20 protein-coding genes are annotated in these 25,425 nt (G+C 67.4%); 12 read left to right on the top strand and 8 right to left on the bottom strand.

Features of this window, described 5'->3' with window-relative positions; translation table 11 throughout:
- Positions 1-6 precede the first annotated feature (6 nt).
- Positions 7-996: a transporter substrate-binding domain-containing protein gene (locus OKW26_RS28340; protein ID WP_429355880.1), complete on the bottom strand. Its 990-nt coding sequence runs from the start codon at positions 994-996 to the stop codon at positions 7-9.
- 105 nt (positions 997-1,101) lie between these two features.
- Positions 1,102-2,811, bottom strand: a complete 1,710-nt coding sequence (locus tag OKW26_RS28335) for a glutamine--tRNA ligase/YqeY domain fusion protein (RefSeq protein WP_429355879.1) — start codon at positions 2,809-2,811, stop codon at positions 1,102-1,104.
- Between the two features lie 350 nt (positions 2,812-3,161).
- Between OKW26_RS28335 and ggt the strand changes: the two genes are divergently transcribed.
- The gene (gene ggt / locus OKW26_RS28330; protein WP_429355878.1) at positions 3,162-4,958 is read left to right on the top strand and encodes a gamma-glutamyltransferase; all 1,797 of its coding nucleotides are present in this window, start codon (positions 3,162-3,164) and stop codon (positions 4,956-4,958) included.
- Positions 4,959-5,013: 55 nt separating this feature from the next.
- A complete protein-coding gene (locus OKW26_RS28325) occupies positions 5,014-5,574 on the top strand; it encodes an RBBP9/YdeN family alpha/beta hydrolase (protein WP_429355877.1) in 561 nt (186 codons plus the stop codon).
- Between the two features lie 18 nt (positions 5,575-5,592).
- On the opposite strand, the gene OKW26_RS28320 is transcribed toward OKW26_RS28325, so the two are convergent.
- Positions 5,593-6,813, bottom strand: coding sequence for a CaiB/BaiF CoA transferase family protein (locus OKW26_RS28320; RefSeq protein ID WP_429355876.1), 1,221 nt, complete (start codon positions 6,811-6,813; stop codon positions 5,593-5,595).
- Positions 6,814-7,102: 289 nt separating this feature from the next.
- Here OKW26_RS28320 and alaS point away from each other — a divergent pair, with 289 nt between their 5' ends.
- Positions 7,103-9,739, top strand: a complete 2,637-nt coding sequence (alaS, locus tag OKW26_RS28315; protein WP_429355875.1) for an alanine--tRNA ligase — start codon at positions 7,103-7,105, stop codon at positions 9,737-9,739.
- 160 nt (positions 9,740-9,899) lie between these two features.
- On the opposite strand, the gene OKW26_RS28310 is transcribed toward alaS, so the two are convergent.
- Positions 9,900-10,820 (bottom strand): LysR family transcriptional regulator, encoded by a 921-nt coding sequence (locus OKW26_RS28310; protein ID WP_429355874.1) that lies wholly within the window; start codon positions 10,818-10,820, stop codon positions 9,900-9,902.
- A 101-nt stretch (positions 10,821-10,921) separates the two neighbouring features.
- On the opposite strand from OKW26_RS28310, the gene OKW26_RS28305 reads away from it, so the two are divergent.
- From OKW26_RS28305 to OKW26_RS28265, 9 genes are all read left to right on the top strand, one after another.
- The gene (locus tag OKW26_RS28305) at positions 10,922-12,235 is read left to right on the top strand and encodes a YbfB/YjiJ family MFS transporter (RefSeq protein WP_429355873.1); all 1,314 of its coding nucleotides are present in this window, start codon (positions 10,922-10,924) and stop codon (positions 12,233-12,235) included.
- 87 nt (positions 12,236-12,322) lie between these two features.
- The gene (locus OKW26_RS28300; protein WP_429355872.1) at positions 12,323-13,354 is read left to right on the top strand and encodes a threonine aldolase family protein; all 1,032 of its coding nucleotides are present in this window, start codon (positions 12,323-12,325) and stop codon (positions 13,352-13,354) included.
- Between the two features lie 126 nt (positions 13,355-13,480).
- Entirely contained in the window at positions 13,481-14,011 is a 531-nt protein-coding gene (locus OKW26_RS28295) for an NUDIX domain-containing protein (protein WP_090801064.1), read from the top strand.
- A 184-nt stretch (positions 14,012-14,195) separates the two neighbouring features.
- Positions 14,196-15,344 (top strand): iron-containing alcohol dehydrogenase, encoded by a 1,149-nt coding sequence (locus tag OKW26_RS28290; RefSeq protein ID WP_429355871.1) that lies wholly within the window; start codon positions 14,196-14,198, stop codon positions 15,342-15,344.
- 28 nt (positions 15,345-15,372) lie between these two features.
- Positions 15,373-15,822 carry an acyl-CoA thioesterase gene (locus OKW26_RS28285; protein WP_184028416.1) on the top strand — a complete coding sequence of 150 codons (450 nt, stop codon included), beginning with the start codon at positions 15,373-15,375 and terminating at the stop codon, positions 15,820-15,822.
- Positions 15,823-15,826: 4 nt separating this feature from the next.
- On the top strand, positions 15,827-16,771 hold the full coding sequence (locus tag OKW26_RS28280; RefSeq protein WP_429355870.1) for a branched-chain amino acid ABC transporter permease: 945 nt from the start codon (positions 15,827-15,829) through the stop codon (positions 16,769-16,771).
- Positions 16,764-18,110, top strand: coding sequence for a branched-chain amino acid ABC transporter permease (locus tag OKW26_RS28275; RefSeq protein WP_429355869.1), 1,347 nt, complete (start codon positions 16,764-16,766; stop codon positions 18,108-18,110). Before OKW26_RS28280 ends, OKW26_RS28275 begins: the two co-directional genes overlap by 8 nt.
- On the top strand, positions 18,107-18,907 hold the full coding sequence (locus tag OKW26_RS28270) for an ABC transporter ATP-binding protein (protein ID WP_429355868.1): 801 nt from the start codon (positions 18,107-18,109) through the stop codon (positions 18,905-18,907). Before OKW26_RS28275 ends, OKW26_RS28270 begins: the two co-directional genes overlap by 4 nt.
- Complete coding sequence (locus OKW26_RS28265) at positions 18,904-19,629, top strand: ABC transporter ATP-binding protein (RefSeq protein WP_090801053.1); 726 nt, start codon at positions 18,904-18,906, stop codon at positions 19,627-19,629. Before OKW26_RS28270 ends, OKW26_RS28265 begins: the two co-directional genes overlap by 4 nt.
- Before the next feature lie 22 nt (positions 19,630-19,651).
- On the opposite strand, the gene iolB is transcribed toward OKW26_RS28265, so the two are convergent.
- Genes iolB through OKW26_RS28245 form a run of 4 tightly spaced genes read right to left on the bottom strand, consistent with a single transcriptional unit; the run spans position 19,652 to position 25,377 of the window.
- A complete protein-coding gene (iolB, locus tag OKW26_RS28260) occupies positions 19,652-20,452 on the bottom strand; it encodes a 5-deoxy-glucuronate isomerase (RefSeq protein WP_429355867.1) in 801 nt (266 codons plus the stop codon).
- The gene (gene iolE, locus OKW26_RS28255) at positions 20,449-21,357 is read right to left on the bottom strand and encodes a myo-inosose-2 dehydratase (RefSeq protein ID WP_184061474.1); all 909 of its coding nucleotides are present in this window, start codon (positions 21,355-21,357) and stop codon (positions 20,449-20,451) included. The genes iolB and iolE overlap by 4 nt, the downstream gene beginning before the upstream one ends.
- A gap of 19 nt (positions 21,358-21,376) precedes the next feature.
- Positions 21,377-23,356, bottom strand: coding sequence for a 3D-(3,5/4)-trihydroxycyclohexane-1,2-dione acylhydrolase (decyclizing) (gene iolD / locus OKW26_RS28250; RefSeq protein ID WP_429355866.1), 1,980 nt, complete (start codon positions 23,354-23,356; stop codon positions 21,377-21,379).
- Positions 23,353-25,377 (bottom strand): bifunctional 5-dehydro-2-deoxygluconokinase/5-dehydro-2-deoxyphosphogluconate aldolase, encoded by a 2,025-nt coding sequence (locus OKW26_RS28245; RefSeq protein WP_429355865.1) that lies wholly within the window; start codon positions 25,375-25,377, stop codon positions 23,353-23,355. Before OKW26_RS28245 ends, iolD begins: the two co-directional genes overlap by 4 nt.
- Positions 25,378-25,425: the final 48 nt, after the last annotated feature.

The raw sequence follows: 25,425 nt of genomic DNA, 5'->3' as shown, positions 1-25,425 counted from the left end.
CCGCCTTCAATCGAGCGCGTGGTCGTTCGGATGCGCGAACAACGCGCGGTTCTGCTCCGACAGCGGGAAATTGACGTTGATGCCATGCGGCGGAATCGGCTGCGTGAACCACTGCCGATACAGACGCTCGGCGTCGCCGGACGTCTGCGAGCGCACGATCACGCGATTCACGAGCGCGCGGAACGGCTCGTCGCCCTTGCGGAACATGCACGCATAAACCTCGTAGCCAAGCGGTGTGCCCGTCACGATGAAATCGTCGGGATGCGGGTCGGTCGCCTTGAAACCGTAGACGATCGGCTCGTCCATCACGAACGCCACCGCGTGACCGTCCTTCATCGCGTTGAAGGCGTCCTGATGGTCGCGCACGCTCATGACGCGCATGTTCAGCTGCTTGTCGGTGTTGAGGCTGCGCAGCAGGCGCTCGTCGGACGTGCCCGCGGTCGTCACGACCGGCTTGCCGGCCAGATCGGGGAAATCGGTGATGCCGCTGTTCCTGCGCGTGATCATGCGCACCGCGTACTGGAAAAAGCTGTCTGAAAACGCGGCGACGTTTTCGCGCTCGACCGTGTGTGTGGTCGAGCCGCATTCGAGATCGATCTGGTTGTTCAGCAGCATCGGCATGCGGTTCGACGACGTGACCGTGACTTCGTGAACCCGCAGCTGCGCCATGCCGAGCGTTTTCCTGATTTCGTCGACGATCTGCATCGCGATCGCCTGCGAGTAGCCGACCGTGCGCTTGCCGTCGAAGTACGAGAACGGGATCGACGCCTCTCGCACGCCGAGCACGACGACGCCGTCGTCGTGGATCTTTCTCAGCGTGCCGGTCAGTTCATCCGCGCGGGCGGGGCCGGCGAACGCGAGCGCGCCACAGGCGGCCAGCGTAAGCAGCACGCTGTGCACGCCGCGCAGCAGACGCGGGAAGCGTGAGCCGCACGCGCTCCGTGCGACGCGAACCCTACCTTCAGACCCTTCCCCGTGGCGGTCTGCAACCTTCATCGGACCTCCCGGAACGGCGCGCTCAGGCGAGCGCGCAGTGAGTGTCGATCGAAACATCCGGCAACCCGGCTGGGCCCGCAACGCCGGGCCCTCGCTGGCGCGGGCTCAGGCCGGCTTGCCCCAACTGTCGCGCAGACTGACGATGCGGTTGAATACGGGCTTACCCGGCTTCGAATCGACGCGGTCGGCGACGAAGTAGCCGTGGCGCTCGAACTGGTAGCGCTGCTCCGGCAGCGCATGGCGCGCGCCGGTTTCGAGGTAGGCCTGGACCACGCGTTTCGAGTCCGGATTCAGCGCTTCGAGGAAGTCGCGGCCGCCGGCGTCCGGTTGCGGTTCCTTGAACAGCCGGTCGTAGATGCGCACTTCGGCCGGGCACGCGGCCGCCGCGCTGACCCAGTGGATGTTGCCCTTGACCTTGTAATTGTTCGCGCCTTCGGTGCCCGATTTGCTGTCCGGGAAGTAGTTGCAGTGCACCGTGACGATATTACCGTTCTCGTCCTTGTCCGCGTGCGTGCATTCGATCACGTAGCCGTAGCGCAGCCGCACCTTGTTGCCCGGGAACAGGCGGAAGTAGCCCTTCGGCGGCGTCTCCGCGAAGTCCTCGCGCTCGATCCACAGCTCGCGCGAAATCGGAAACTCGCGCATGCCCTGTTCCGGATGATGCGGATGCACCGGTGCGTGGCACGGCTCGGTGAGGCGTTCGGGGAAGTTGTCGATGATCAGCTTGACCGGATCGAGCACGGCGGCGATGCGCGGCGCCTTCTCGTCGAGATCGTCGCGCAGCGCGCCTTCGAACACGCTCATGTCGATCCACGAGTCGACCTTGGTTACGCCGATGCGCTCGCAGAACAGCTGGATCGACTCGGGCGTGAAGCCACGCCGGCGCAAGCCGACGATGGTCGGCATGCGTGGGTCGTCCCAGCCTTCCACATGGCCTTCGTTGACGAGTTGCAGCAGCTTGCGCTTGCTGGTGATCGCATAGGTCAGGTTCAGGCGCGAAAACTCGATTTGCTGCGGCAGCGGACGCCCGAAGACACCGGCCTCGGCGAGTTCGTTCAGGATCCAGTCGTACAGTGGGCGGTGGTCTTCGAATTCGAGCGTGCACAGCGAATGCGTGATGTTTTCGAGCGCGTCCGAGATGCAGTGCGTGTAGTCGTACATCGGGTACACGCACCAGGTGTCGCCGGTACGGTAGTGATGCGCGAAACGGATGCGGTAGATGACCGGGTCGCGCATGTTGAAGTTCGGCGACGACATGTCGATCTTCGCGCGCAGCACGTGCTCGCCTTCCTTGAACTCGCCCGCCTTCATGCGGCGGAACAGGTCGAGGTTTTCCGCGACCGAACGCTCGCGGAAGCGCGACGGCGTGCCGACTTCGGTGGCCGAGCCGCGGTTCGCGCGAATTTCCTCGGCCGACTGGCTATCCACGTAAGCCTTGCCGCGCTGGATCAGCAGCTCCGCGAACTCGTACAGCTTGTCGTAGTAGTCGCTCGCGAAGTACAGATGCTCGGTGCGGTCCTTTTCCCATTCGAAGCCGAGCCAGCGCACCGAGTCGATGATCGACTCGACGTACTCGACGCTTTCCTTCTCCGGATTGGTGTCGTCGAAGCGCAGATGGCACACGCCGCCGTAGCTGCGCGCGACGCCGAAGTTCAGGCAGATGCTCTTTGCGTGACCGATGTGCAGATAGCCGTTCGGCTCCGGCGGGAAGCGCGTTTCGACGCGCTGGCTCCATTTGCCGGTGCGGTTGTCGTCGTCGATGATGTTGCGGATGAAATTGGATGTCGCGGGCGCGTCGTTGCGTTCGGTATTCATGCGAGAAGATGAGAGTCCGTGGGGGCGCGCAATGCGCCCGTGTAGCCGTCAATTCTACCTGACGAGCCCGTTCGCGGCAGGTGGTTGCGGCGCGCAGCCAACGGCGCAGTGGGTTTGGCGCGGCTGCCGGAGTCAGGGAAGCCGGCGCGCGGGGCTGTAACAGGAGGTAAAACGGGTTGGCGACGCGCGACGCGCCGACTTAGGATGCGCTGCTGCGCGCGGCCCGCGCGCCTGTGCTGGGCCTTCGCGCGGGGCGGGCTTGCCCGAGCCGTCCACGCTGTCCTTCATCTTCCTGCACGAGGCTCTGCTGCTCGTGCGCCATGCTCGCCTCGTTGCCGGAGTTTTATCGGATGTCTGTCCCGACGCACGGCGCGTTTCGCGCGCCCTTTGCCCGCGCTTTGGCTAGCGCCCGATTTTCTTGCCGTAACCGTCGTTTGCTCGCTTCGGCCTGGTTTGCCGCGCTTGCCGTGAACGTGGCCGCGCCGCTGTCCGCCGCCGCGAAAACACCGGCGCCGAAGCCGGCGCTCGATGCGTCGGCCGTCGCCGCGCCGGATAGCTACAGCGCTGACACCGCGCAGCAGATCTTCGCCGCAGGCGGCAACGCGGTCGATGCCGCGGTCGCGATGGCCTTCACGCTCGCCGTCACGCGGCCCGATGCGGGCAACCTCGGCGGCGGCGGTTTCATGACGCTGCTGGTCGACGGCAAGCCGTATTTTCTCGACTATCGCGAGCGCGCGCCGCAGCAGGCGACCCGCGACATGTACCTCGACGACAAGGGCAACGTGGCGCCGGGCATCAGCACGGTCGGGCATCGCGCGGCGGCCGTGCCGGGCACTGTCGATGGCATGTGGGAAGCGCAGCGGCGCTTCGGCAAGCTCAAATGGAAGCAGGTGCTCGCGCCCGCGATCCATTACGCGACCGACGGCTTCCAGGTCGACCCGCGGCTGCAGCAGCGACGCGACGCGGCCGCGAAGAGCTTCGCCGGCAAAACCAATTTCGACGCCTACTTCGCGAACCTGAAGGCGGGCGCGATGCTGCGCCAACCGGAACTCGCGCAGACGCTGGGGCGGATCGCGAGCGACGGCGGCCGCGAGTTTTACGAGGGCCGCACCGCTCAAATGATCGCCGCGCAGATGTACGGCCACGGCCTGATCACGAGCCAGGATCTGAGCCAGTACAAGGCTCTGTGGCGCGAGCCGCTCGCGGCCGACTGGCACGGCTACCGCGTGATCACCGCGCCGCCGCCGAGCTCGGGCGGCCTCGGGCTGATCCAGATGCTGAAGATGCGGGCCGATCTGCAGCCGGCGTTCGACGGCCTTGCGTTGAATTCAGCGCCGTACATCCATCTGATCGCGCAGATCGAGGATCGCGTGTTCGCGGACCGGCAGCGCCATATCGGCGACCCGGACGCATCGCCGGTGCCGGTCGCGAAGCTGATCGACGACGCCTACCTCGCGCAGCGCGCGGCCGAAGTCAAAGCCGACGAAGCGCCGGCCGCCGCGACGGTGAAACCCGGTGTCGACGGCGGCGCGGCGACGGAGAAGGCGCAAACCACGCATTTCTCGGTGGTCGACAAATGGGGCAACGCGGTGTCGAACACCTACACGCTGAACGGCGATTTCGGCTCGGGCGTCGTGGTGGACGGCGGCGGGTTCCTGCTGAACGATGCGATGGACGATTTCGTGATCAAGCCAGCCGTCGCTGGCGCGACGCGCGCGGCGTCGACACCCGGCGCCGCCGATGCCGAGCCGGATGCGATCGCGCCGGGCCGCCGCCCGATTTCGTCGATGACGCCCACGCTGCTGCTGAAGGACGGCAAGATCGCGCTAGCGATCGGCACGCCCGGCGGCTCTCGCATCCTGACGACGATCTTCCAGGTGATGACGAATCTGTACGACTTCGACATGTCACCGACGGACGCGCTCGCCGCGATGCGTTTCCATCATCAGCTGCTGCCGCCAAAGACGATCTACTTCGAGCCGTACCGTCCCGCGCCGGATGAGCTCGCCACGCAATTGAAGGCGCTCGGCTTTACGGTCGAGCAGCAGTCGTTCAACGGCGACGTGCAGATGATCCGCGTGGACGGCACGACACCCGAGCCCGCGAGCGATCCCCGTGGTGGCGGCGTGGCACGCGTGATACGGTAGACGGCCCGCCGCGCTATCCCGCGAGCGGGCGATAAGCCGAACACGGGGAAGCACGATGAGCGAACACCAACCAACCACACTCGTACTGCCGGGCTATCTGGACTCCGGCCCAGGCCACTGGCAAACGCGCTGGGAAGCGCTCGATCCCGCGTTCGTCCGCGTGCAGATGCCGTACTGGGACCACCCTTCACGCGACGCCTGGTGCCGTACGCTGGCCGCCGCGCTTGACGCCGTGGAGGCGCCGGTCGTGTTAGCCGCTCACAGCCTCGGCTGTCTGACCACGGCGTTCTGGGCCTCGCAGTACGCAAGCGCGGCGCAGCTCGCGAAGGTGGCCGGCGCGCTGCTGGTCGCCGTGCCCGATCCGGACGAAGCGCACTTCCCGAGGGACGCGGGCGGCTTTGCGCCGGTGCCGCTCACCCGCCTGCCGTTTGCGACGATCGTGGTGGCGAGCAGCGACGATCCTTATGGCGGCGTGCCGTTTTCACGAACCTGCGCGAACGCGTGGGGCAGCCGCTGGATCGGGATCGGCGCGCGCGGCCACATCAACGCCGACAGCGGTCTCGACGATTGGGACGAGGGGCGCGGCTGGCTGGCTTCGCTAACGGCGATGCGCTGAGTCTCGCCGCCTCCTCGATCAGATCACCGCTTTGCGCTTCAACTCGGCAATCGTCTGCGCGTCGTATCCGAGCACGTCGCTCAGCACCCGCTCGGTATGCTCGCCAAGCAGCGGCGGATGGCTCAGCGCCTGCGGCGGCGTGCCGGTCATGGTGATCGGATTGCGCACGAGCTTGACCGTGCCGCCCGACGGATGCGGCAGATCGACCTGCAGACCGCGCGCGACCACCTGCTCGTTGTCGAACACTTCGTCGAGGTTGTTGATCGGCCCGCACGGCACGCCGGCCGCTTCGAGCGCCGCGATCCATTGCTGCTTGCCCTGCAGGCGGACCATGTCCGCGAGCATCGGCACGAGCAGTTCGCGGTTGCGCACGCGCGCGGGGTTGGTTGCGAAACGCTCGTCGTCGGCGAGTTCCGGGCGGCCGCCCACTTCGACGAACTTGCGGAACTGTCCGTCGTTGCCGACCGCGACGATGATCCAGCCATCGCTGGTCTGGAAGGTCTGGTAGGGCACGATGTTCGGATGCGCATTGCCCCAGCGCGCCGGCGGCTGGCCGCTCGCGAGGTAGTTCGAGTTCATGTTGGCGAGCATCGCAACCTGCACGTCGAGCAGCGCCATGTCGATGTATTGGCCAACGCCGGTGCGGTCGCGGTGCGTGAGCGCGGTCAGCACCGCGATCGTCGAGTACATGCCGGTCATCAGGTCGGCGATCGCGACGCCGGCCTTCTGCGGGCCGCCGCCCGGCTGACCATCGCGCTCGCCGGTGATGCTCATGAAGCCGCCGATCCCCTGCACGATGAAGTCGTAACCGGCGCGCTGCGCATACGGGCCGGTCTGCCCGAAGCCCGTCACCGAGCAGTAGATCAGGTCGGGCTTGACCTCTTTGAGCGAGTCATAGTCGAGGCCGTACTTCTTCAACTGGCCGACCTTGTAGTTCTCGAGCACGACGTCGCTTTGCGCGGCCAGTTCGCGCACGATCCGCTGACCCTCGGGCGACGCGATGTCGAGCGTGACCGAGCGCTTGTTGCGGTTCGCCGCGAGATAGTAGGCGGCCTCGCGCGTGTCTGCGCCGTCCGGCGTTTTCAGATAGGGAGGCCCCCAGTGGCGCGTGTCGTCGCCGACCTCGGGGCGTTCGATCTTGATGACGTCGGCGCCGAAATCGGCGAGCGTCTGCGCGCACCATGGACCGGCGAGCACGCGGGTGAGATCCAGCACGCGGATGTGACTGAGAGCGCCCATGTTCCTGAATGTCTCCTGATGGTTGCAGGCCGCGCGGCGAGTTGCCATGCGTTATTTCGCGCGTAGTTTCGCGGAAGTCATCTTAAGCGATTCGCGCTCGCGGGCGCAGTCAGCCGAACGTCATGGCGCGGATCGGACGATCGGACAAGCGAGCGCCAACCAGGCGGCGCGCAGCGCCGCGCGCGCTTGCCGATCCCGTATAATCAGTCGTTTAAAGAAACCGACAGTTGGCGCATCCCACCGACCGCCAGTCTCCGTCAGGAACCGTCAGGACCGTCCCCCGCCCGCTATGAAAGCCGCTGAAATCCGCGAGAAATTCCTCAAGTTCTTCGAATCGAAGGGCCATACGATCGTCCGTTCGTCGAGCCTCGTGCCCGGCAACGACCCGACACTGCTCTTCACCAATTCGGGGATGGTGCAGTTCAAAGATGTGTTCCTCGGCGCGGAATCGCGTCCGTATTCGCGGGCCACGACCGCGCAGCGCAGCGTGCGCGCCGGCGGCAAGCACAACGACCTCGAGAACGTCGGCTACACCGCGCGTCACCACACGTTCTTCGAGATGCTCGGCAACTTCTCGTTCGGCGACTACTTCAAGCGCGACGCGATCCACTACGCGTGGGAGCTGCTGACCGGCGTCTACCAGCTGCCCAAAGACAAGCTCTGGGTCACCGTCTACCAGGAAGACGACGAAGCGCACGACATCTGGGCGAAGGAAGTGGGCGTGCCGGTCGAGCGCATCGTCCGCATCGGCGACAACAAGGGCGCGCGCTACGCATCGGACAACTTCTGGCAGATGGCCGACACCGGCCCGTGCGGCCCGTGCTCGGAAATCTTCTACGACCACGGCCCGGACGTGTGGGGCGGGCCGCCGGGATCGCCCGAGGAAGACGGCGACCGCTACATCGAAATCTGGAACCTCGTGTTCATGCAGTTCAACCGCGACGCGCAGGGCAACATGACGCCGCTGCCGAAGCAATGCGTGGACACCGGCATGGGCCTCGAGCGCATCGCCGCGGTGCTGCAGCACGTGCACAGCAACTACGAGATCGACCTGTTCCAGGCGCTCATTCAAGCCGCTGGCCGCGAAACCGGCGTGACCGATCTGGGCAACAACTCGCTGAAGGTGATCGCCGATCACATCCGCGCGTGCTCGTTCCTGATCGTCGACGGCGTGATTCCGGGCAACGAAGGCCGCGGCTACGTGCTGCGCCGTATCGTGCGCCGCGCGATCCGCCACGGCTACAAGCTCGGCAAGAAGGGTTCGTTCTTCCATCGCCTCGTCGCCGACCTCGTCGCGCAGATGGGCGACGCTTACCCTGAACTGAAGCAGGCCGAGCAGCGCGTGACTGACGTGCTGCGTCAGGAAGAAGAGCGCTTCTTCGAGACGATCGAACACGGCATGTCGATTCTCGAAGCCGCTTTGGCCGATCTCGACGCCGCAGGTGGCAAAACCAGCGGCAAGACGCTCGACGGCGAACTCGCGTTCAAGCTGCACGACACCTACGGCTTCCCGCTCGACCTGACCGCGGACGTCTGCCGCGAGCGCGAAGTGACGGTCGACGAATCCGCGTTCGACGACGCGATGGCGCGTCAGCGCGAGCAGGCTCGCGCGGCGGGCAAGTTCAAGATGGCGCAGGGCCTCGAATACTCGGGTGCGAAGACCACCTTCCACGGCTACGAAGAAATCGTCTTCGACGACGCAAAGGTCGTCGCGCTGTACGTCGATGGCGCGTCGGTGCAGCAGGCGCAGGCCGGCCAGCAGGCTGTCGTCGTGCTCGATCACACGCCGTTCTACGCGGAGTCGGGCGGCCAGGTCGGCGACCAGGGCGTGCTCGCGAACGCCAGCACGCGCTTTGCGGTCGTCGATACGCTGAAGGTTCGGGCCGACGTGGTCGGCCACCACGGCACGCTCGAGCAGGGCACGCTGAAGCTCGGCGACATCGTCAAGGCCGAAATCGACGCGGTGCGCCGCGCCCGCACGGCGCGCAACCACTCGGCCACGCACCTGATGCACAAGGCGTTGCGCGAAGTGCTCGGCTCGCACGTGCAGCAGAAGGGCTCGCTCGTCGACGCCGACAAGACCCGCTTCGACTTCGCCCACAACGCGCCGATGACGGACGAGCAGATCCGCCGCGTCGAGGAAATCGTCAACGCCGAAGTGCTGGCGAACGCGCCCGGCATCGTGCGTGTGATGTCGTACGACGAGGCGGTGAAGGGCGGCGCAATGGCGCTGTTCGGCGAAAAGTACGGCGACGAAGTGCGCGTGCTCGACCTCGGCTTCTCGCGCGAGCTGTGCGGCGGTACGCACGTGAATCGCTCGGGCGACATCGGTTTCTTCAAGATCGTGATGGAAGGTGGCGTCGCGGCCGGTATCCGTCGCGTCGAGGCGATCACCGGCGACAACGCGGTGCGCTACGTGCAGGAGCTCGAAGCGCGCGTCAACGCGGCCGCGGCCGTGCTGAAGGCACAACCGGCGGAACTCACGCAGCGCATCGGCCAGGTGCAAGACCAGGTGAAGGCGCTCGAGAAGGAACTGGGCGCGCTGAAGTCGAAGATGGCGTCGAGCCAGGGCGACGAACTCGCGGGGCAGGCGATCGAAGTCGGCGGCGTGCATGTGCTAGCGGCGACGCTCGAAGGCGCGGACGTGAAGACGCTGCGCGAAACGGTCGACAAGCTCAAGGACAAGCTGAAGAGCGCGGCGATCGTGCTCGCGTCGGTGGAAGGCGGCAAGGTCAGCCTGATCGCGGGTGTGACCGCGGACGCCAGCAAGAAGGTCAAGGCGGGCGAACTGGTCAACTTCGTGGCCCAGCAGGTGGGCGGCAAGGGCGGCGGCCGTCCGGACATGGCGCAGGCCGGCGGTACCGAGCCGGCCAACCTGCCGGCGGCGCTCGCGGGCGTCAAGGGCTGGGTCGAAGGGCAGCTTTGATTCTGATGGTCGGTTGAGTCCGGCTCGACGCGAAGTCGAGCCGGGTTCGACGAAGGGGCCACGCGGTGCGCCAGCAGGATTGGTGCGTTGCGTGGCCCCTTCGCTTTTGCTGAAGCCGACCGGGTTGCGTCGAACCTGGTCGGCGGGGCGGATTCAACGGTCAGACCACATTCGCATCCGCGGACGCCACCGCATCCACCTCGGCCGTCCCTTCCTGCGACGCCACCAGCGTGCGTCGCAGCGCATTGAGCGCCGACGAAAAATGGCCGCGTCGCCACACCAGCAGCGTGTCGATCTTGCCGATATCGGGCAATTCGTGCACCGCGATATTGCTCGTGTCGGTCTGCAGATCGAGCACCGAGCGCGGTGCGACCGCGACGCCCGCGCCGGCCGCCACGCACGCGACGATCGCGTGATACGAGCCGAGCTCCAGCACCCGTTGCGGCCGCGTGCCGTGCTCCAGATACCACTTCTCGATATACGCGCGATAAGCGCAGCCCCGCTCGAACGCGATCAGCGTCGATAGCGCGATGTCGCGCACTTCGCGGATCGGCCGATGACCGCGCGGCGTCAGCATCACGAGTTCCTCGCGGAAGATCGGCACGGTCTCGAACAGATCGCCGAGCGTGGCCGGATCGAGCGGCGTCGCGACCAGCGCCGCATCGACCTCGAACTCGCGCACCCGCTCGATCAGCCTGCCGGTCGTGCCGGTCTCCAATTCCAGTTCGACGGCCGGCCATTGCTGGTGATATTGCGCGAGCAGGCCCGGCAGACGCGTCGCCGCGACGCTTTCCATCGTGCCGAGACGCAGACGCCCGCTCGGACGATCCTCGCGCACCGCGTGCCGCGCCTCGTCGGCGAGCGCGAGCAGCCGTTCCGCGTAGGGCAGCAGCGTCTCGCCGGCCGGCGTCAGCACGAGGCGGCGGCCGTCGCGGATGAACAGCTCGGTGCCGAGCTGCTCCTCGAGCTGCTTGATGCGCGTGGTCACGTTCGATTGCACGCGATTGAGCTTCGCCGCGGCGCGCGTCACGCCGTTTTCGCGCACGACCGCGCGAAAGATGGTCAAAGCGGCCAGATCCATGATTCTCTCCCGGCGATGAATAACATCGTAATTATTCATTTTTCGTGATTCAAAGGTCAAGCTAATATGGATTCATACCATCGCCGATTGACCGTCCGATCATGAACGATCTCGCTTCCCACGCGTACCCGCGCTTCCACGAGCCGCACGCCGCCCGGCGCGCGGCGCTCGCCTGCATGGTCACGTTGGCCGTCGCGCTCGGTATCGGGCGCTTCGCATTCACGCCGCTGCTGCCGCTGATGCTGCACGGCGCCGCGCTCGGCCAGCCGCAGATCGATATCCAGCATGGCGGCTGGCTCGCGTCGTTCAATTACGCCGGCTATTTCGCCGGCGCGATGACGTGCGCGGCGCTGCGGATCGAGCCCGCGCGGATGGTGCGCGTCGGACTCGCCGCGACCGTACTGCTGACGCTCGCGATGGGCGTCACCGGCCAGTTCTGGGTGTGGGCGCTGGTGCGCTTCGTCGCCGGCGCGGTCAGCGCATGGACCTTCGTGTTCGCGTCGCAGTGGGGCTTGCGGCGGCTCGCCGAACTCGGCGCGCAGGCGTGGAGCGGCGTCATCTATACGGGGCCGGGCTTGGGCATCGTCGGCACCGGCTTGCTGGTCAGCGTCGCGGGCGGCTATGGCGCGGTGGTCGGATGGATCGGCTTTGCGGTGATCGGCGCGGTGCTGTCGGTGCTGGTGTGGCCGGTGTTTGGCGAAGCGCGGCGTGCGGGAACAGCGAAGCCTGCCGCTGCAAGCTCCGCAACCGCAAAGCCCGCCACCGGATCGCGCGCCGGCGCAAACCAGCCGCCTCGTACGGCCGGCATTCAGACGAGCCATGCCGTCCACCGCGCCGACGCGTTCTGGCTGGTCCTGCTCTACGGTATCCCGGGCTTCGGCTACATCATCACCGCGACCTTTTTGCCGGTCATCGCGCGCCACGCGTTGCCGGGCTCGGCGTGGCCGGACCTGTTCTGGCCGATGTTCGGTGCGGCGCTGATCGTCGGCGCGTTGCTCGCCGCGCGTTTGCCCGTGCATTGGGACAACCGCGCGCTGCTCGCGGGCTCGTATGTGCTGCAGGCGCTCGGCATCGCGCTGGGCATCGTGTGGCCGACGGCGGGCGGGTTCTCGCTCGGCAGCATCCTGATCGGCCTGCCGTTCACCGCGATCACGCTATTCGCGATGCGCGAGGCGCGGCGTCTGCGCGGCGACGACGCGGCCGGGCTGATGGGTTATGCGACGGCGGCCTATGGCATCGGTCAGATCGCGGGTCCGTTGGTGGCCGCGCCGATTGCCGCGCACACGGGGTCGTTTTCGCTGGCGCTGTGGCTTGCCGCGGGCGCGCTGCTGGCGGGGGCGGCGGGCCTGATCGCAGTGACGCGCGTGCCGCGTGGCCCGCGCCGTGGCCGCATGCCGGATTGCGGTTGCAGCTAAGACGCGAAAACAAATCTCGCACGAGCGCACTAAAATGACCGCTTTCCGTCATTCCCTCGCGCCTGTCGCCGGGCGCGTCGCTCGACCATGCAACATTTCGCGTCCGACAACTACGCCGGCATCTGTCCCGAAGCGCTCGACGCGCTGATCGCAGCCAACAACAGCGGCCACGAGCCGTCCTACGGCGACGACTCCTGGACCAACCAGGTCTGCGACCGTCTGCGCGACCTGTTTCAGACCGATTGCGAAGTGTTCTTCGTGTTCAACGGCACGGCGGCCAATTCGCTCGCGCTCGCGTCGCTGTGCCAGTCGTACCACTCGGTGATTTGCCACGAACTCGCGCACATCGAGACCGACGAGTGCGGCGGTCCCGAGTTCTTTTCGGGCGGCTCGAAACTGCTGACGGCGCCGGGCATCGCCGGCAAGCTCACGCCCGATGCGATCGAGTCCATCGTCACGCGGCGCGCCGATATCCACTATCCGAAGCCCAAGGTCGTCACGCTGACGCAGTCGACCGAGGTCGGCACCGTCTACAGCGTCGAGGAAGTGCGCGCCATCGCGGCGATCGCGAAGCGTCGTCATCTGAAGGTGCACATGGACGGCGCGCGCTTCGCGAACGCGGTCGCCGCGCTCGACGTGCATCCGTCGGAAATCACATGGCGCGCGGGCGTCGACGTGCTGTGTTTCGGCGGCACCAAGAACGGCTTGCCGGTCGGCGAGGCGGTGGTGTTCTTCGACCGCGCGCTCGCCGACGATTTCGCCTATCGGCTGAAGCAGGCGGGGCAGCTCGCATCGAAGATGCGCTTCATCTCCGCGCCGTGGCTCGGCCTGCTCGACAACGACGTGTGGTTGCGCAATGCGCGTCACGCGAACGCGATGGCGCGTCTGCTGGAGACGCGGTTGCAGGAAATCCCCGGCGTGAGCATCATGTTTGCGAGCGAATCGAACGCGGTGTTCGCGCAGTTGCCGCCGCATGCCGCGAAGGCGATGCGCGCGCGCGGCTGGAAGTTCTACGAGTTCATCGGCGCGGGCGGTTGCCGGCTGATGTGCGCGTGGGACACGCAGCCCGACACGGTCGAGCGTTTCGCCGCCGACGTGCGTGAGCTGTGCGTCGCGTGATGGAAGACGCGTGAGGTTGCTGGAACCCGAGTTACCACCGGCGCCTCGATGCACCACTCGGCACACGCGCAAAGCCACCCAACTACGCCCCGCCAGAAAACACGAAACAAAGAGACGTCCCCCGCCATGACCGAGTACCGATTCTGTCCCCGCTGCGCGAAACCCTTGACCGAACGCGCCGACCCCGACCACGAGGGCGGCCGCGTCCGTCAGAGCTGTCCCGATACCGAGTGCGGCTACGTCCATTGGAATAACCCGCTGCCGGTCGTCGCGGCGATCGTCGAGTACGAGGGCAAGATCCTGCTTGCGCGCAATGCCGCGTGGCCCGAGGGCATGTTCGCGCTGATCACCGGCTTCCTCGAAAACGGCGAGACGCCGGAGCAGGGCATCGCGCGCGAAGTGATGGAGGAGACGTCGCTGCACGCCGGGTCGGTCGAGCTGATCGGCGTGTACGAATTCATCCGCAAGAACGAGCTGATCATCGCGTATCACGTGAAGGCGCATGGGACGATCGCGCTGTCGCCCGAACTGCTCGAATACCGGCTCGTCGAGCCCGCGAAGCTGCGGCCGTGGCGCGCGGGCACCGGCCAGGCGCTCGGCGAATGGATGCGGCGACGCGGGTTGCCGTTTGAATTCGTCGAGCGGCCGGGGCAGTGAGGCGTTCGGCCCATCGAGCCGCAACATTAGCCAGCACACAGCCGACGCAGAAATCACAGCCAACATGGAGACAGCCCACAACGCACGCGACACCACACGACTCGGCACATCCATCGACGCATCACCGAACCGATCATCCACGTCAATCGGCGGTCAATGAGCGCACGCTCAGGGAGAAAACGGCATGGCCTACATCTACTACCTGACCCATATTCATCTGGGCTACGACGCACTGTCGCAACTGTCGTCCGAGTGCACGCGCATCGGCATCGAGCGGCCTCTGGTGATCAGCGACAAGGGCGTCGTCGCGGCCGGCATCACGCGGCAGGCACTCGACGCGCTGAAGCTCGGCGACGTGCCGCTGTTCGACGACACGCCGTCGAACCCGACCGAGGAAATGGTGCTCGCGGCCGCCCAGGTGTATCGCGACGAGCGCTGCGACGGGCTGATCGCGGTGGGCGGCGGTTCGTCGATCGATCTCGCGAAGGGCGTCGCGATCGCGGCCACGCATCCGGGGCCGCTCACGCAGTACGCGACGATCGAAGGCGGCAGCGCGAAGATCACGGACGCCGTCGCGCCGCTGATCGCGATTCCGACCACGGCCGGCACTGGCAGCGAAGTCGCGCGCGGCGCGATCGTGATCCTGAACGACGGCCGCAAGCTCGGCTTTCACTCGTGGAATCTGCTGCCGAAATCGGCGCTGTGCGATCCCGGTCTCACGCTCGGCCTGCCGCCGGGGCTGACCGCCGCGACCGGCATGGACGCGATCGCGCATTGCATCGAGACCTTCCTCGCGCCGGCCTTCAATCCGCCCGCCGACGGTATCGCGCTCGACGGCCTCGAACGCGCGTGGCACAGCATCGAGCGCGCGTGCGCGGACGGCCGCGATCGCGAGGCGCGCCTGAACATGATGAGCGCGTCGATGCAGGGCGGGATGGCGTTCCAGAAGGGCCTCGGCTGTGTGCACTCGCTGTCGCATCCGCTGGGCGGCCTGAAGGTGAACGGCCGCACGTCGCTGCATCACGGCACGCTGAACGCGGTCGTGCTGCCCGCGGTGCTGCGCTTCAACGAGCGCGCGCCGAGCGTGGTGGCCGAGCGTCGCTATGCGCGCATGCGTCGCGTGATGGGGGTGCCCGAGCATGCGGATCTCGCGCAGGCGCTGTTCGACATGACGGCGCGGCTTGGACTGCCGACCGGCCTCAGGCAAATGGGCGTCGACGAAAGCATGTTCGACAAGGTCGTGCAGGGCGCGCTGGTCGACCATTGTCATCGCACGAATCCGCGCGAGGCGAGCGCCGACGACTATCGCCGCATGCTGACCGAGTCGCTGTGATCCTCGCCTCCACCCACCGCCACGTCCGATGAACAAACCCGCCCCCGCCGGCCGCGCCGCGTATCCGCATTTCCTGCCGATCACCACGCGCTGGATGGACAACGACGTCTACGGCCACGTGAACAACGTCGTCTACTACAGCTATTTCGACACCGTCGTGAACGAGTATCTGATCCGCGCGCGCGTACTCGATTTCGAACACGGCACGACGATCGGGCTGGTCGTCGAGACGCAGTGCAACTACTTCGCGCCGCTCGTGTTTCCCGATCGCATCGACGCGGGCTTGCGCGTGGCGCGGCTCGGCACGTCGAGCGTGCGCTACGAGGTGGGGCTATTTCGTGACGGCGACGCCGAGCCCGCCGCGCAAGGGCACTTCGTGCACGTCTACGTGGATCGCGCGACGCGTCGTCCCGTGAACCTGCCCGCCGAGCTGCGCGCGGCGCTCGAACCGTTGTGCGTCGTCGGGCCGGCGGACTAGACGCGTGCAGTCGTTCATCATCACTCTGCTCAACGGCCTGAGCTACGGGCTGTTGCTGTTCATGCTGTCGGCCGGGCTGACGCTGATCTTCAGCATGCTCGGCGTGCTCAACTTCGCGCACGCGAGCTTCTATATGCTCGGCGCGTACGTCGGCTTTTCGGTGGCGGCGCGCGCCGGCTTCTGGAGCGCGCTGGTGGTTGCGCCGCTCCTCGTCGGGCTGCTCGGCGCGGCGCTCGAACGCTGGCTGCTGCGGCGCGTGCGCGGGCACGGGCACGGGCATCTGCCCGAACTGCTGCTGACGTTCGGCGCGGCCTATCTGCTCGGCGAATTCGTCAAGCTCGGCTGGGGGCTCGGTTCGCTGTCGGCGAGGATTCCGGCGGTGCTCGACGGTCCGCTGTTCTCGCTGTACGGCGCGGTCTTCACGCGCTACCGCGCGTTCATGATGGCGGTGTCGCTCGCGATGCTCGCGGCACTCGTCGCGATGCTGCGCGTGTCGAAGACGGGCTTGATCGTGCGCGCCGCGCTCACGCATGCGCAGGCCGTCGAAGCGCTCGGGCACGACGTGCCGCGCGTGTTCACCGGCGTGTTCGCGGCCGGCACCGCGCTCGCCGCACTGGCCGGCGTGATCGGCGCGCCGCTGTTCGTCATCGAGCCGGCGATGGCGGAGTCGCTCGGCTCGATCGTGTTCGTCGTGGTCGTGATCGGCGGGCTCGGGTCGCTGAGCGGGGCGCTCGTCGCGTCGCTGCTGGTGGGGTGCCTGCAAACGCTGGCGGTCGCGAGCGATCTGTCGTTGGGCGACGTGGTGTCGCTCGCCGGCGCGGTGCTGCCGCCCGAATGGGACGCGCTGACGCTCGCGCAACTGGCGCCGCTGCTGCCTTACCTGCTGCTCGTCGCGGTGCTGGCGACGAGGCCGCGCGGGCTGTTCGGACGGCGTGACGATCATGCGTAAGCGGAGCGGGTCGTCAAACGCGCTGGAAAGCGAGGTGCCGCCTCGCGGGGGCGGCCGTGCGCTCGCGCCGTGGCTCGCGCTCGTCGCCTTTCTGGCCGTACCGCCTTTCATCTGGCCGCACAGCTGGCTGCTCGGCTATCTCGCGCAAAGCGCGACGATGATCGTGTTCGCGCTGTCGTACAACCTGCTGCTCGGTGGGACCGGGCTGCTGTCGTTCGGGCACGCCGCTTATGCGGGGCTCGGCGCGTTGATCGCCGCGCGGGTGTTCAACGCGGGCGGCATGCCGCTGGTGCTGCTGCCGTTGGTCGGCGGCATCGGCGGCGCGCTGTGCGGCGTGCTTTTCGGCTTCATCGCGACGCGCCGTGCCGGCACCGCATTCGCGATGATCACGCTCGGTCTCGGCGAGCTCGTCGTCGCGGCCGCGTGGACGCTGCCGGGCTGGTTCGGCGGCGAGGCGGGCGTCGCGATCGATCGCGCGAGCGGGCCACTCTTCGGCGGCTGGAGCTTCGGTCCGGCGGGCGAGGCCTATGCGCTGATCGCGCTTTGGTGCGTCGTCGCCAGTGTCGCGATGTTCGCGCTGTCGCGCACACCGTTCATGCGGCTCGCGAACGCTGTGCGCGACAACCCGGCGCGCGCGGCGGCGATCGGCTGCTATCCGCGGCGGGTTCGCTATGGCGTGATCGTGCTGTCGGCGTTTTTCGCGGGCGTCGCGGGCACGCTCGGGCTGATCAATATCGAGCTCGTATCGACTGAGAGCGTCGGCATGATGCGCTCGGGCGCGGTGCTGATCGCGACCGTGATCGGCGGCACGGCGGCGTTCTTCGGGCCGGTCGCGGGGGCGATCGTACTGACGTTTTTCAGCGTGGTGGTCGCCAGTGTTACGCGGGCGTGGCTGTTCTATCTCGGGCTGTTTTTCGTCGCCGTCGTGCTGGCCGCGCCGGATGGGCTCGCCGGCTTTGCCTCGCGGCAGACGGCTCGGATTGCCGCCAACGGCTGGCGACGTTGCCGCGCCGCGTATTGGTGGAGCGCGGCGGCGGGGTTGCTGTGGCTCGCGGCCATCGTGTTCGCGGTGCAGTGGGCTTATGCGGCGCAGTTCGGCGCGGACGAAGGTGCGGTTTCAGGTGGGTTGTTCGGCGCATGGTTCGGCGCCGGTGCAGGTGCGGGCGCTGGCGCGGGTACCGAAGTCACCGTCGCGCTGCCGCTGTCGCCGCTTCCTCTTGCGCTGGCGCTCGTTGCGCTCGCCGCTCTGGCTGCGCTGACCACGCGCCATGCGCTGCGCGCGCATGCGCGCGTCACGGCCCACGCACGCGCGGCACGATTCCCCGGAGCCGCACGATGATCCCCGCACTCGCGCTCCACGGCATCGAAAAGCGTTTCGGCTCGACGCAAATTCTGCGCGGCATCGATCTCGCGATCGAGCCAGGCGAGCGGCACGCGCTGATCGGCCCGAACGGCGCGGGCAAGTCCACGCTGTTCAACCTGATCGGGGGCGGCGCGCGGCCGAGCGCGGGGCGTATCCACCTGTTCGGCGCGGACATCACGCGGCTCGCGCCGGCCGCGATCGCGCGCCGTGGCCTCGCGCGCAGCTTTCAGAGCACCAGCGTGTTCGCGCGGCTATCAGTGTTCGACAACCTGCGCTGCGCGGCGCAGCTTGCCGAGCGCGATCGCACGCGCTGGTGGCAGCGTCTGACCGGCACGGCCGCAGTCGATGCGCGCGCGGCCGACGTGCTCGACGCGGTCGGCCTCGGCGCGCGCCGCGACGTCGCGGCCGGCACGCTCAGCTACGCGGAGCAGCGCGCGCTCGACCTCGGCATCGCGGTCGCGGGCGGCGCGCACACGCTGCTGCTCGACGAACCGACGGCGGGCATGAACCGCGCGGAAGCGGCACGCGCGATCGAGCTGATCCGCGACACCACCGCCGGCCGCACGCTGCTGATGGTCGAGCACGATATGGATGCGGTGTTCGCGATCGCCGATCGCATTTCGGTGCTGGTGCAAGGGCGCATCATCGCAAGTGGATCGCCGGCCGCGATTCGCGCGGACGCGGCGGTACGGGCCGCGTATCTGGGTGAACGCTTCGACGTCGGCTCAGGCGCGCGGGCGGGTGATGAACCGGACCACGGAGCAGGCCGATGAGCGCGCTGCTCGACATTTGCGACCTGAATGCGTGGTATGGCGCGAGCCAGGCGTTGCACGGCGTCACGCTGAGCATCGAGCCCGGCGAAGTGGTCGCGCTGGTCGGCCGCAACGGCTCGGGCCGCTCGACGCTCGCGCGCGCGATCATGGGCCTCGTGCGCTGCGAGGGCGAACTGCGTTTCGCGGGGCGTTCGCTCGCCGGTCGGCGCACGTTCGAGATCGCGCGGCTCGGGCTCGGCTATGTGGCCGAGCATCGCGACGTGTTCGCCGCGCTGAGCGTGCATGAAAACCTGCTGCTCGGCATTGCGCCGGCTGCCGCATCGCGTGCGCGCGGCCGCGCGCCGCGCTTCACGCTCGACGACGCGTACGCGCTTTTTCCCGTGCTCGCCGGGCGCAAGCGCACGCGCGCCGGCGCGCTGTCGGGCGGCGAGCAACAGATGCTCGCGCTCGCGCGGGCGCTGCTCGGAGATCCCGATCTGCTGTTGATCGACGAGCCCGGCGAAGGGCTCGCGAGTCTCGTGATGCAGCAGGTCGCCGCCTGTCTGCACGCGCTGCGCGAGCGTGGCGTCGCGATGTTGCTGATCGAGCAGAGGCTCGTGATCGCGCGGGACATCGCGTGCCGCGTCGCGGTGATGGGGCACGGCGAGATCGTGTTCGACGGCGCGCTGGCGTCGTTTATGTCGCGCGACGACGTGATGCGCGAATGGCTCGGGGTTGGCTGACGCGCGACTACGAACAAATTAGTCAAGCATCCTTGTTGATGATCCATTCGTGCGCCGGATCGTTATGGAAATGCCAGACCCGCTGGCTGCCCGCCATCACGTTCAGATAATACGAGTCGTAGCCGTACGGCACGATGACCGGGTGATAGCCGCGCGGCACCATCACGACGTCGTGATCCTCGACGGCCATCGATTCGTCGATATCGCGTGAGTCGGTGTACACGCGTTGGAATGCGAAGCCTTGCGGCGGATCGAGCCGGTGGTAATAGGTTTCTTCGAGCGAGCTTTCGAGCGGGATATTGTCGGTGTCGTGCTTGTGCGGCGGGTAGCTCGACGCGTGACCGCCCGGCGTTCTCACTTCGACCACCAGCAGCGATTCCGCCGGCTCGGTGTGCGGAAGAATGTCGCACACGTAACGCGTATTCAGCGACTTACCGCGCGTCGAGCGCTTCATCCACGCCGGCTCGATCAGCCGCGCCGGATACTCGCCCTTGGCCGGCGCGCTCGCCACACCGATCTCCGCGTCGCGGCATGCGCGCACCGTCGCGCGCACCTTCGGCGGCACATACACCGCGTACGGCGCCGCGTCTTCGAACACGCTGTCGCGTGAACCGAGCGAGCTCCACGTCGTGCCCGGCGTTTCGATATCGACCGCGCCGCTCAGCACGACGATGCACGCTTCACGCGCCGGCTCGAACACGTAGACGAGTTCGTTCGCGCCGAGCCGGTACGCGGCGAATCCCACATAGCGCCAGCAGGCCGACTGCGGCGTCACGCGCGCGATCGTCTGGCCTTCGCGCTCTGCCTTCACCAATAAGCTCATGCTGCCTCCTTGCCGAGCGGCGCATCGACGAGCGCCCGCAAAGTTCCATATCCCTTCTGCGCATAGTCGAACGGCGGCGCGACCACCGGGTCCTGCTCCGCCTCGACGACGAGCCAGCCGCAATAACCGTGCCGCTTCAACCGGTCGATCAGCGCCGGAAAATCGACCGCGCCGTCGCCGGGCACCGTGAACGCACCGGCGATCACCGCATCCAGAAAACTCCAGTTGCGATTGCGGGCGAGCTTCATCACGGCGGGGCGCACGTCCTTGCAGTGCACGTGGCAAACGCGCGCGATGTGTTGGTCGAGCACGGCCAACGGATCGCCGCCCGCCAACGTGATGTGCCCGGCGTCGAACAGCAGGCCGACCGCGTCGCCGGTGCGCGCCATCAACTGATCGACGTCGGCCGGCGTTTCGACGTACGCGCCCATATGATGATGATAGGCGAGCCGCACGCCGCGACTCAGCGTATAACGCGCGAATTCATCGACGCGTGCCGCGTAGCCGGCCCATTGCGCGTCGCTGAAAAAGCGCGGCCGTTGATACAGCGGGCGCGGCGCGCCCTGGATCGAATCGGCGACTTCGCCATACACCATCACGGTCGCGCCGTTCTGCGCGAGCAACTCCAGATGCGGGCCGACCGCGTCGATTTCTTCGGCGACGCTGCGCCTGGCCAGTTGTCCCGAGTACCAGCCGGACACGAGCGCGAGGTCGTATTGCGCGAGCAGCGTTTTCAGCGCTTGCGGCTCGCGAGGAAACTTGTTGCCGAGTTCGAAGCCCTGATAGCCGATCTGGCGACCCTCGGTCAGCGCGACTTCGAGCGGCGTCTCGCCGCCGAGCGACGGCAGGTCGTCGTTCATCCACGACAGCGGGTTGATGCCGATGCGTACGTCGAAAGCAGTCATGCCGGAGTCCTCATGGTTCTCAGTCACGATCGGCACCCTGTGACGGCGCAGGCGTCGCGGGCGGCGCCGCGCGCGCGGCGAGCTGCGCGTCGTACTTCGCGCGGGCGTCGCGTACCTCGGTGCGCGTCGACACTTCGGGCACCGCGACTTCCCACCACCAGCCACCGTCTTCGGTGGTGCGAGCCGGGTCGGTGTCGATGCTGATCACGTACGTGCCTCGCGCGGCGCGCGCGCGTTGCAGTGCCGCTTCGAGCTCGGCGAGATTGCGCGCATGCTCGGCTTGCGCGCCGAGCGCGCGCGCGTGCGCGGCGAAGTCGATGCGCGGCGCGCCTTCCGGTGCGTGCACGCAATCGTCGAGCAGATTGTTGAACGGTGCGCCACCGCAAGCCTGTTGCAGTCGATTGATGCAGCCGAAGCCGCGATTGTCGAGCACGACGACGATCAGCTTCGCGCCGAGCATCACCGAGCTCGCGATCTCGCTGTTCATCATCAGATAGCTGCCGTCGCCGAGAATCACGATCACCTCGCGCTCGGGCCGCGCGAGCTTGACGCCGAGGCCGCCCGCGATCTCGTAGCCCATGCACGAATAGCCGTATTCGACGTGATACGCGCCGGGCCGGCCCGCGCGCCATAGCTTGTGCAGATCGGCGGGCAGCGTGCCGGCCGCGCAGACGACGATGTCGTCGGTCGGCGAGTGCGCGCTCGAACGCTGCACCGCGCCGATCACGTCGCCCTCGTAGGGCAGTACCGCGTCGCGTTGGGGCGCATGGGTGAGCGTTTGCACGGTGTCGCGCCAGCTCGCCGCGAGCTTGTGCGCGCGCGCGGTCCAGCTGCGCTCGGCGTGCCAGCCATGCAGCGGCCCCGTTAGCGCATCGAGCGCGAGTTTCACATCGGCTTCGACGACGAAGCCGCGATGCTTGAGCGCGTCGAATCCGTTCGCGTTGATCGCGATCACGTCGGCTTGCGTGAACAGCGTGTTCGAGCCGGTCGTGAAGTCCTGCAGCCGCGTGCCGAGCGCGAGCACGCAGTCGGCGTCATGCGCAAGCGCGTTGGCAGCCGCTGAGCCGGTCACCCCGAGCGCGCCTGCATTCAGCGGATCGTTCCACGCGAGCGAGCTTTTGCCGGCCTGCGTTTCCGCGACCGGCACGCCATGCGCGCTCGCGAAGCGGTGCAGCGCATCGGCCGCGCGGCTGTACAGCACGCCGCCGCCCGCGACGATCAGCGGACGCTTCGCGTGCCGCAAGCGCGCGCACGCGGCGTCGATCTCGTCGCTACGCGGCGCGGGTGCATGAAAGCGCACGACACGCGGCGTGAAAAAGTCCTCCGGGAAGTCCCACGCCTGCGCCTGCACGTCCTGCGGCAGCGCCAGCGTGACGGGGCCGCACAACGCGGCATCGGTGAGCACGCGGATCGCGCGCGGCAGCGCGCTCAGCAATTGCGCAGGATGCACGATGCGGTCGAAGTAGCGCGACAGCGGCTTGAACGCGTCATTCGCGGACACGCCGCCATCGTTGAAATCCTCGACCTGCTGCAAGACCGGATCGGGCGCGCGCGACACGAAGATGTCGCCGGGCAACAGCAGCACCGGCAAACGGTTCACGTGCGCGAGCGCGGCCGCGGTCAGCAGATTGGTGGCACCTGGGCCGATCGACGTCGTCACGGCCATCATGCGGCGGCGAAAGTGCGCCTTCGCGTAGGCGATCGCACTGTGCGCCATCGCCTGCTCGTTGTGCGCGCGCAAGGTCGGCAGCGCGTCGCGATGCTGATACAGCGCCTCGCCGATGCCCGCGACGTTGCCGTGACCGAAAATCGCGAACACGCCGCCGAACAGCGGTTCGACGTTGGTGCCGTCTTCGCTGGCGACGCGTTGCGCGGCCAGATAGCGCACGAGCGCCTGCGCCATCGTCAGGCGAATCGTGCCGCCGCTGCGCGCAGGCGCGTGCGCTTGCGTCGCGCCGCTGGCGGATGGGGTGTCGTCATCCATGATGCGCTCGTTCATGCGGCCTTCTCCTGATGAGCGTGATGAGGTGTGCCGTGCGCCGCCGGTTCGCCGCGCGCACCGCGCCACGCGGCGATCAGCGTTTCGAACGTGAGGCGCACGCGCGCGATCAGTTCGTCGTCGCCGATTTCACCGGCGAGCCACGCATGGCTCGGTTCGTGAAAGATCGTGCGGCCGACCGTGAAGCCGCGGCACGTCGCCGCTTGCGCGGCCGCGCGAAAGCCCTCGCTCAATTGCTCGACCGCCGCCGATAAACCGAGCAGCACGACGCCACGGCAATACGGATCGCGCTCGGCGATCAGCGCGTCGATGGCCTGCCATTGCGCGGCGTCCATCGGTTCGAGCTTCCACCACTCGGGGTAGATGCCGAGGTTGTAGATGCGCTTTAACGCGCGATACACGATGTCCGGTCCCTGCGGCAGCGACGCATGCTTCGGAGCAATCACTTCGAGCAGCAGTTCGTGGCCGCTTGCCTGGGTCGCGTCATACAGCGCGCGCAGTTGCGCCTCCTGTTCGAGCCGCTGCTCGATCGGCTCGTCGGGATGAAACTGCACGAGGCATTTCACGACGTGTTCCTGTGGCCACGCGATCAACGTGGTGCCGATCGAACGACCATGATCGAACACGAGCGGCACGGAGCCGGGCAGTTCGACCGGGCGGCCGATCCACCAGCCGCGACCGGTCGCGGCATTCAGCGCGTCCTGACCATAGCGGTCGTCGATCAGTACGCCGATGCGTCCCTGCAAGTTCAATGCACGTTCGGTTTGCGCGACCGCTTCGACGAACAGGCCCTTCAACCGGGCAATGCGCGCTTCGTCGGCACCGGTCTGCTGCGCGAGTTCGAAGAACGGGTTGCGATGATCGAAAGCGAAGCCGAGCACCTCGTGCCACGCTTTGCGCGCCGGCGACACGCGATGCAGTCTTGCGAGCTTCGCGTCGCGATCGGGGCGGCGCATGCGTTGCGGATCGGCCTGCGCTTCGCGCAGGAAGTAGTCGAGTTCGGCCGGTGTCGGCATCGCCGGGGCGCAGCCGTGCCGGGACACGACCAGCGCGCCGCTCGCATTCGCGGCGTGCGCGCAGGCGTCGAGCGGCTGATCGCGCAGCCAGCCGGACAGGAAGCCGGAAGCGAACGCGTCGCCCGCGCCGAGCACGTTCAGCACTTCGACTTCGACGCCGCCATGAATCGGCGCATCGTCGAGCGATGCAGGCACCTCGCCGTCGATGATCTGACAGCCGAGCGGCCCGCGTTTCAGCACGAGCGTGGCCGGCGTCACCGCGCGCACCATCGCGAGCGCGTCGGCGAGGTCGGCCTTGCCGCCGGCGATGCGAAACTCTTCCTCGGTGCCGATCACCAGATCGAACAGCGGCAGAATCCGCTGCAAATGCGCGCTGACGCCTTCGCTCGCCACGAAACGCGTCTCGCCGTCGGCCTTGCCCGTGAGTCCCCACAGCACCGGGCGGTAGTCGATGTCGAGCACGGTGCGCACGTCGTTGCGGCGCGCGTAGTCGAGCGCGCGACGGCTCGTGCGATTGACCTGCTCGGTCGAGAAATGCGTGCCGGTGATCAGCAGCGCTTTCGACGACGCGATGAAGGCCTCGTCGAAGTCGGCCTCGTCGACCGCCATGTCCGCGCAGTTCTCGCGGTAGAAGATCAGCGGAAAGGTGTCACGGTCCTTCAGGCCGAGCAGCACGAGCGCGGTCAGCCGATCGTGATCGATGCGCACGTGACTCACGTCGCAGCCTTCCTTCGTGAGCGTCTCCGTCAGGAAACGCCCCATGTGATCGTTGCCGACGCGCGCCAGCATGGCTGCGGCAAGCCCGAGCCGCGCACAGCCGAACGCGATGTTCGCCGACGAGCCGCCGAGATACTTCGCGAAGCTCGACACGTCTTCGAGCCGTGCGCCGACCTGCTGCGCATACAGATCGACGGCCAGCCGGCCGAGGCACACGATGTCGCGGGCGCGCCCCGGCGCGAACCGGCTGTCCGCTGCGTTACCGCTGGAGGTGCTGGAGTGAGCCATGAATAGTCCTGAGTAACAGTGCGCGGTAGGTGCGCGTCGGCCAGCCGG

Source organism: Paraburkholderia sp. 32 (genome assembly GCF_050435345.1).
Taxonomy (GTDB): domain Bacteria; phylum Pseudomonadota; class Gammaproteobacteria; order Burkholderiales; family Burkholderiaceae; genus Paraburkholderia; species Paraburkholderia tuberum.
Note: the sequence above shows the minus strand (reverse complement) of the source record. Positions and strands in the feature narration are given on the sequence as shown.

What these genes read in the sequence shown, in the direction of transcription:
- iolD (WP_429355866.1), bottom strand. Translation starts at nt 23,356, where the DNA reads ATGAACGAGCGCATCATGGATGACGACACCCCATCCGCCAGCGGCGCG.
- OKW26_RS28320 (WP_429355876.1), bottom strand. Translation starts at nt 6,813, where the DNA reads ATGGGCGCTCTCAGTCACATCCGCGTGCTGGATCTCACCCGCGTGCTC.
- OKW26_RS28300 (WP_429355872.1), top strand. Translation starts at nt 12,323, where the DNA reads ATGCAACATTTCGCGTCCGACAACTACGCCGGCATCTGTCCCGAAGCG.
- iolE (WP_184061474.1), bottom strand. Translation starts at nt 21,357, where the DNA reads ATGACTGCTTTCGACGTACGCATCGGCATCAACCCGCTGTCGTGGATG.
- OKW26_RS28295 (WP_090801064.1), top strand. Translation starts at nt 13,481, where the DNA reads ATGACCGAGTACCGATTCTGTCCCCGCTGCGCGAAACCCTTGACCGAA.
- OKW26_RS28265 (WP_090801053.1), top strand. Translation starts at nt 18,904, where the DNA reads ATGAGCGCGCTGCTCGACATTTGCGACCTGAATGCGTGGTATGGCGCG.
- OKW26_RS28340 (WP_429355880.1), bottom strand. Translation starts at nt 996, where the DNA reads ATGAAGGTTGCAGACCGCCACGGGGAAGGGTCTGAAGGTAGGGTTCGC.
- ggt (WP_429355878.1), top strand. Translation starts at nt 3,162, where the DNA reads ATGTCTGTCCCGACGCACGGCGCGTTTCGCGCGCCCTTTGCCCGCGCT.
- OKW26_RS28275 (WP_429355869.1), top strand. Translation starts at nt 16,764, where the DNA reads ATGCGTAAGCGGAGCGGGTCGTCAAACGCGCTGGAAAGCGAGGTGCCG.
- alaS (WP_429355875.1), top strand. Translation starts at nt 7,103, where the DNA reads ATGAAAGCCGCTGAAATCCGCGAGAAATTCCTCAAGTTCTTCGAATCG.
- OKW26_RS28310 (WP_429355874.1), bottom strand. Translation starts at nt 10,820, where the DNA reads ATGGATCTGGCCGCTTTGACCATCTTTCGCGCGGTCGTGCGCGAAAAC.
- OKW26_RS28245 (WP_429355865.1), bottom strand. Translation starts at nt 25,377, where the DNA reads ATGGCTCACTCCAGCACCTCCAGCGGTAACGCAGCGGACAGCCGGTTC.
- OKW26_RS28270 (WP_429355868.1), top strand. Translation starts at nt 18,107, where the DNA reads ATGATCCCCGCACTCGCGCTCCACGGCATCGAAAAGCGTTTCGGCTCG.
- OKW26_RS28325 (WP_429355877.1), top strand. Translation starts at nt 5,014, where the DNA reads ATGAGCGAACACCAACCAACCACACTCGTACTGCCGGGCTATCTGGAC.
- OKW26_RS28290 (WP_429355871.1), top strand. Translation starts at nt 14,196, where the DNA reads ATGGCCTACATCTACTACCTGACCCATATTCATCTGGGCTACGACGCA.
- iolB (WP_429355867.1), bottom strand. Translation starts at nt 20,452, where the DNA reads ATGAGCTTATTGGTGAAGGCAGAGCGCGAAGGCCAGACGATCGCGCGC.
- OKW26_RS28285 (WP_184028416.1), top strand. Translation starts at nt 15,373, where the DNA reads ATGAACAAACCCGCCCCCGCCGGCCGCGCCGCGTATCCGCATTTCCTG.
- OKW26_RS28305 (WP_429355873.1), top strand. Translation starts at nt 10,922, where the DNA reads ATGAACGATCTCGCTTCCCACGCGTACCCGCGCTTCCACGAGCCGCAC.
- OKW26_RS28335 (WP_429355879.1), bottom strand. Translation starts at nt 2,811, where the DNA reads ATGAATACCGAACGCAACGACGCGCCCGCGACATCCAATTTCATCCGC.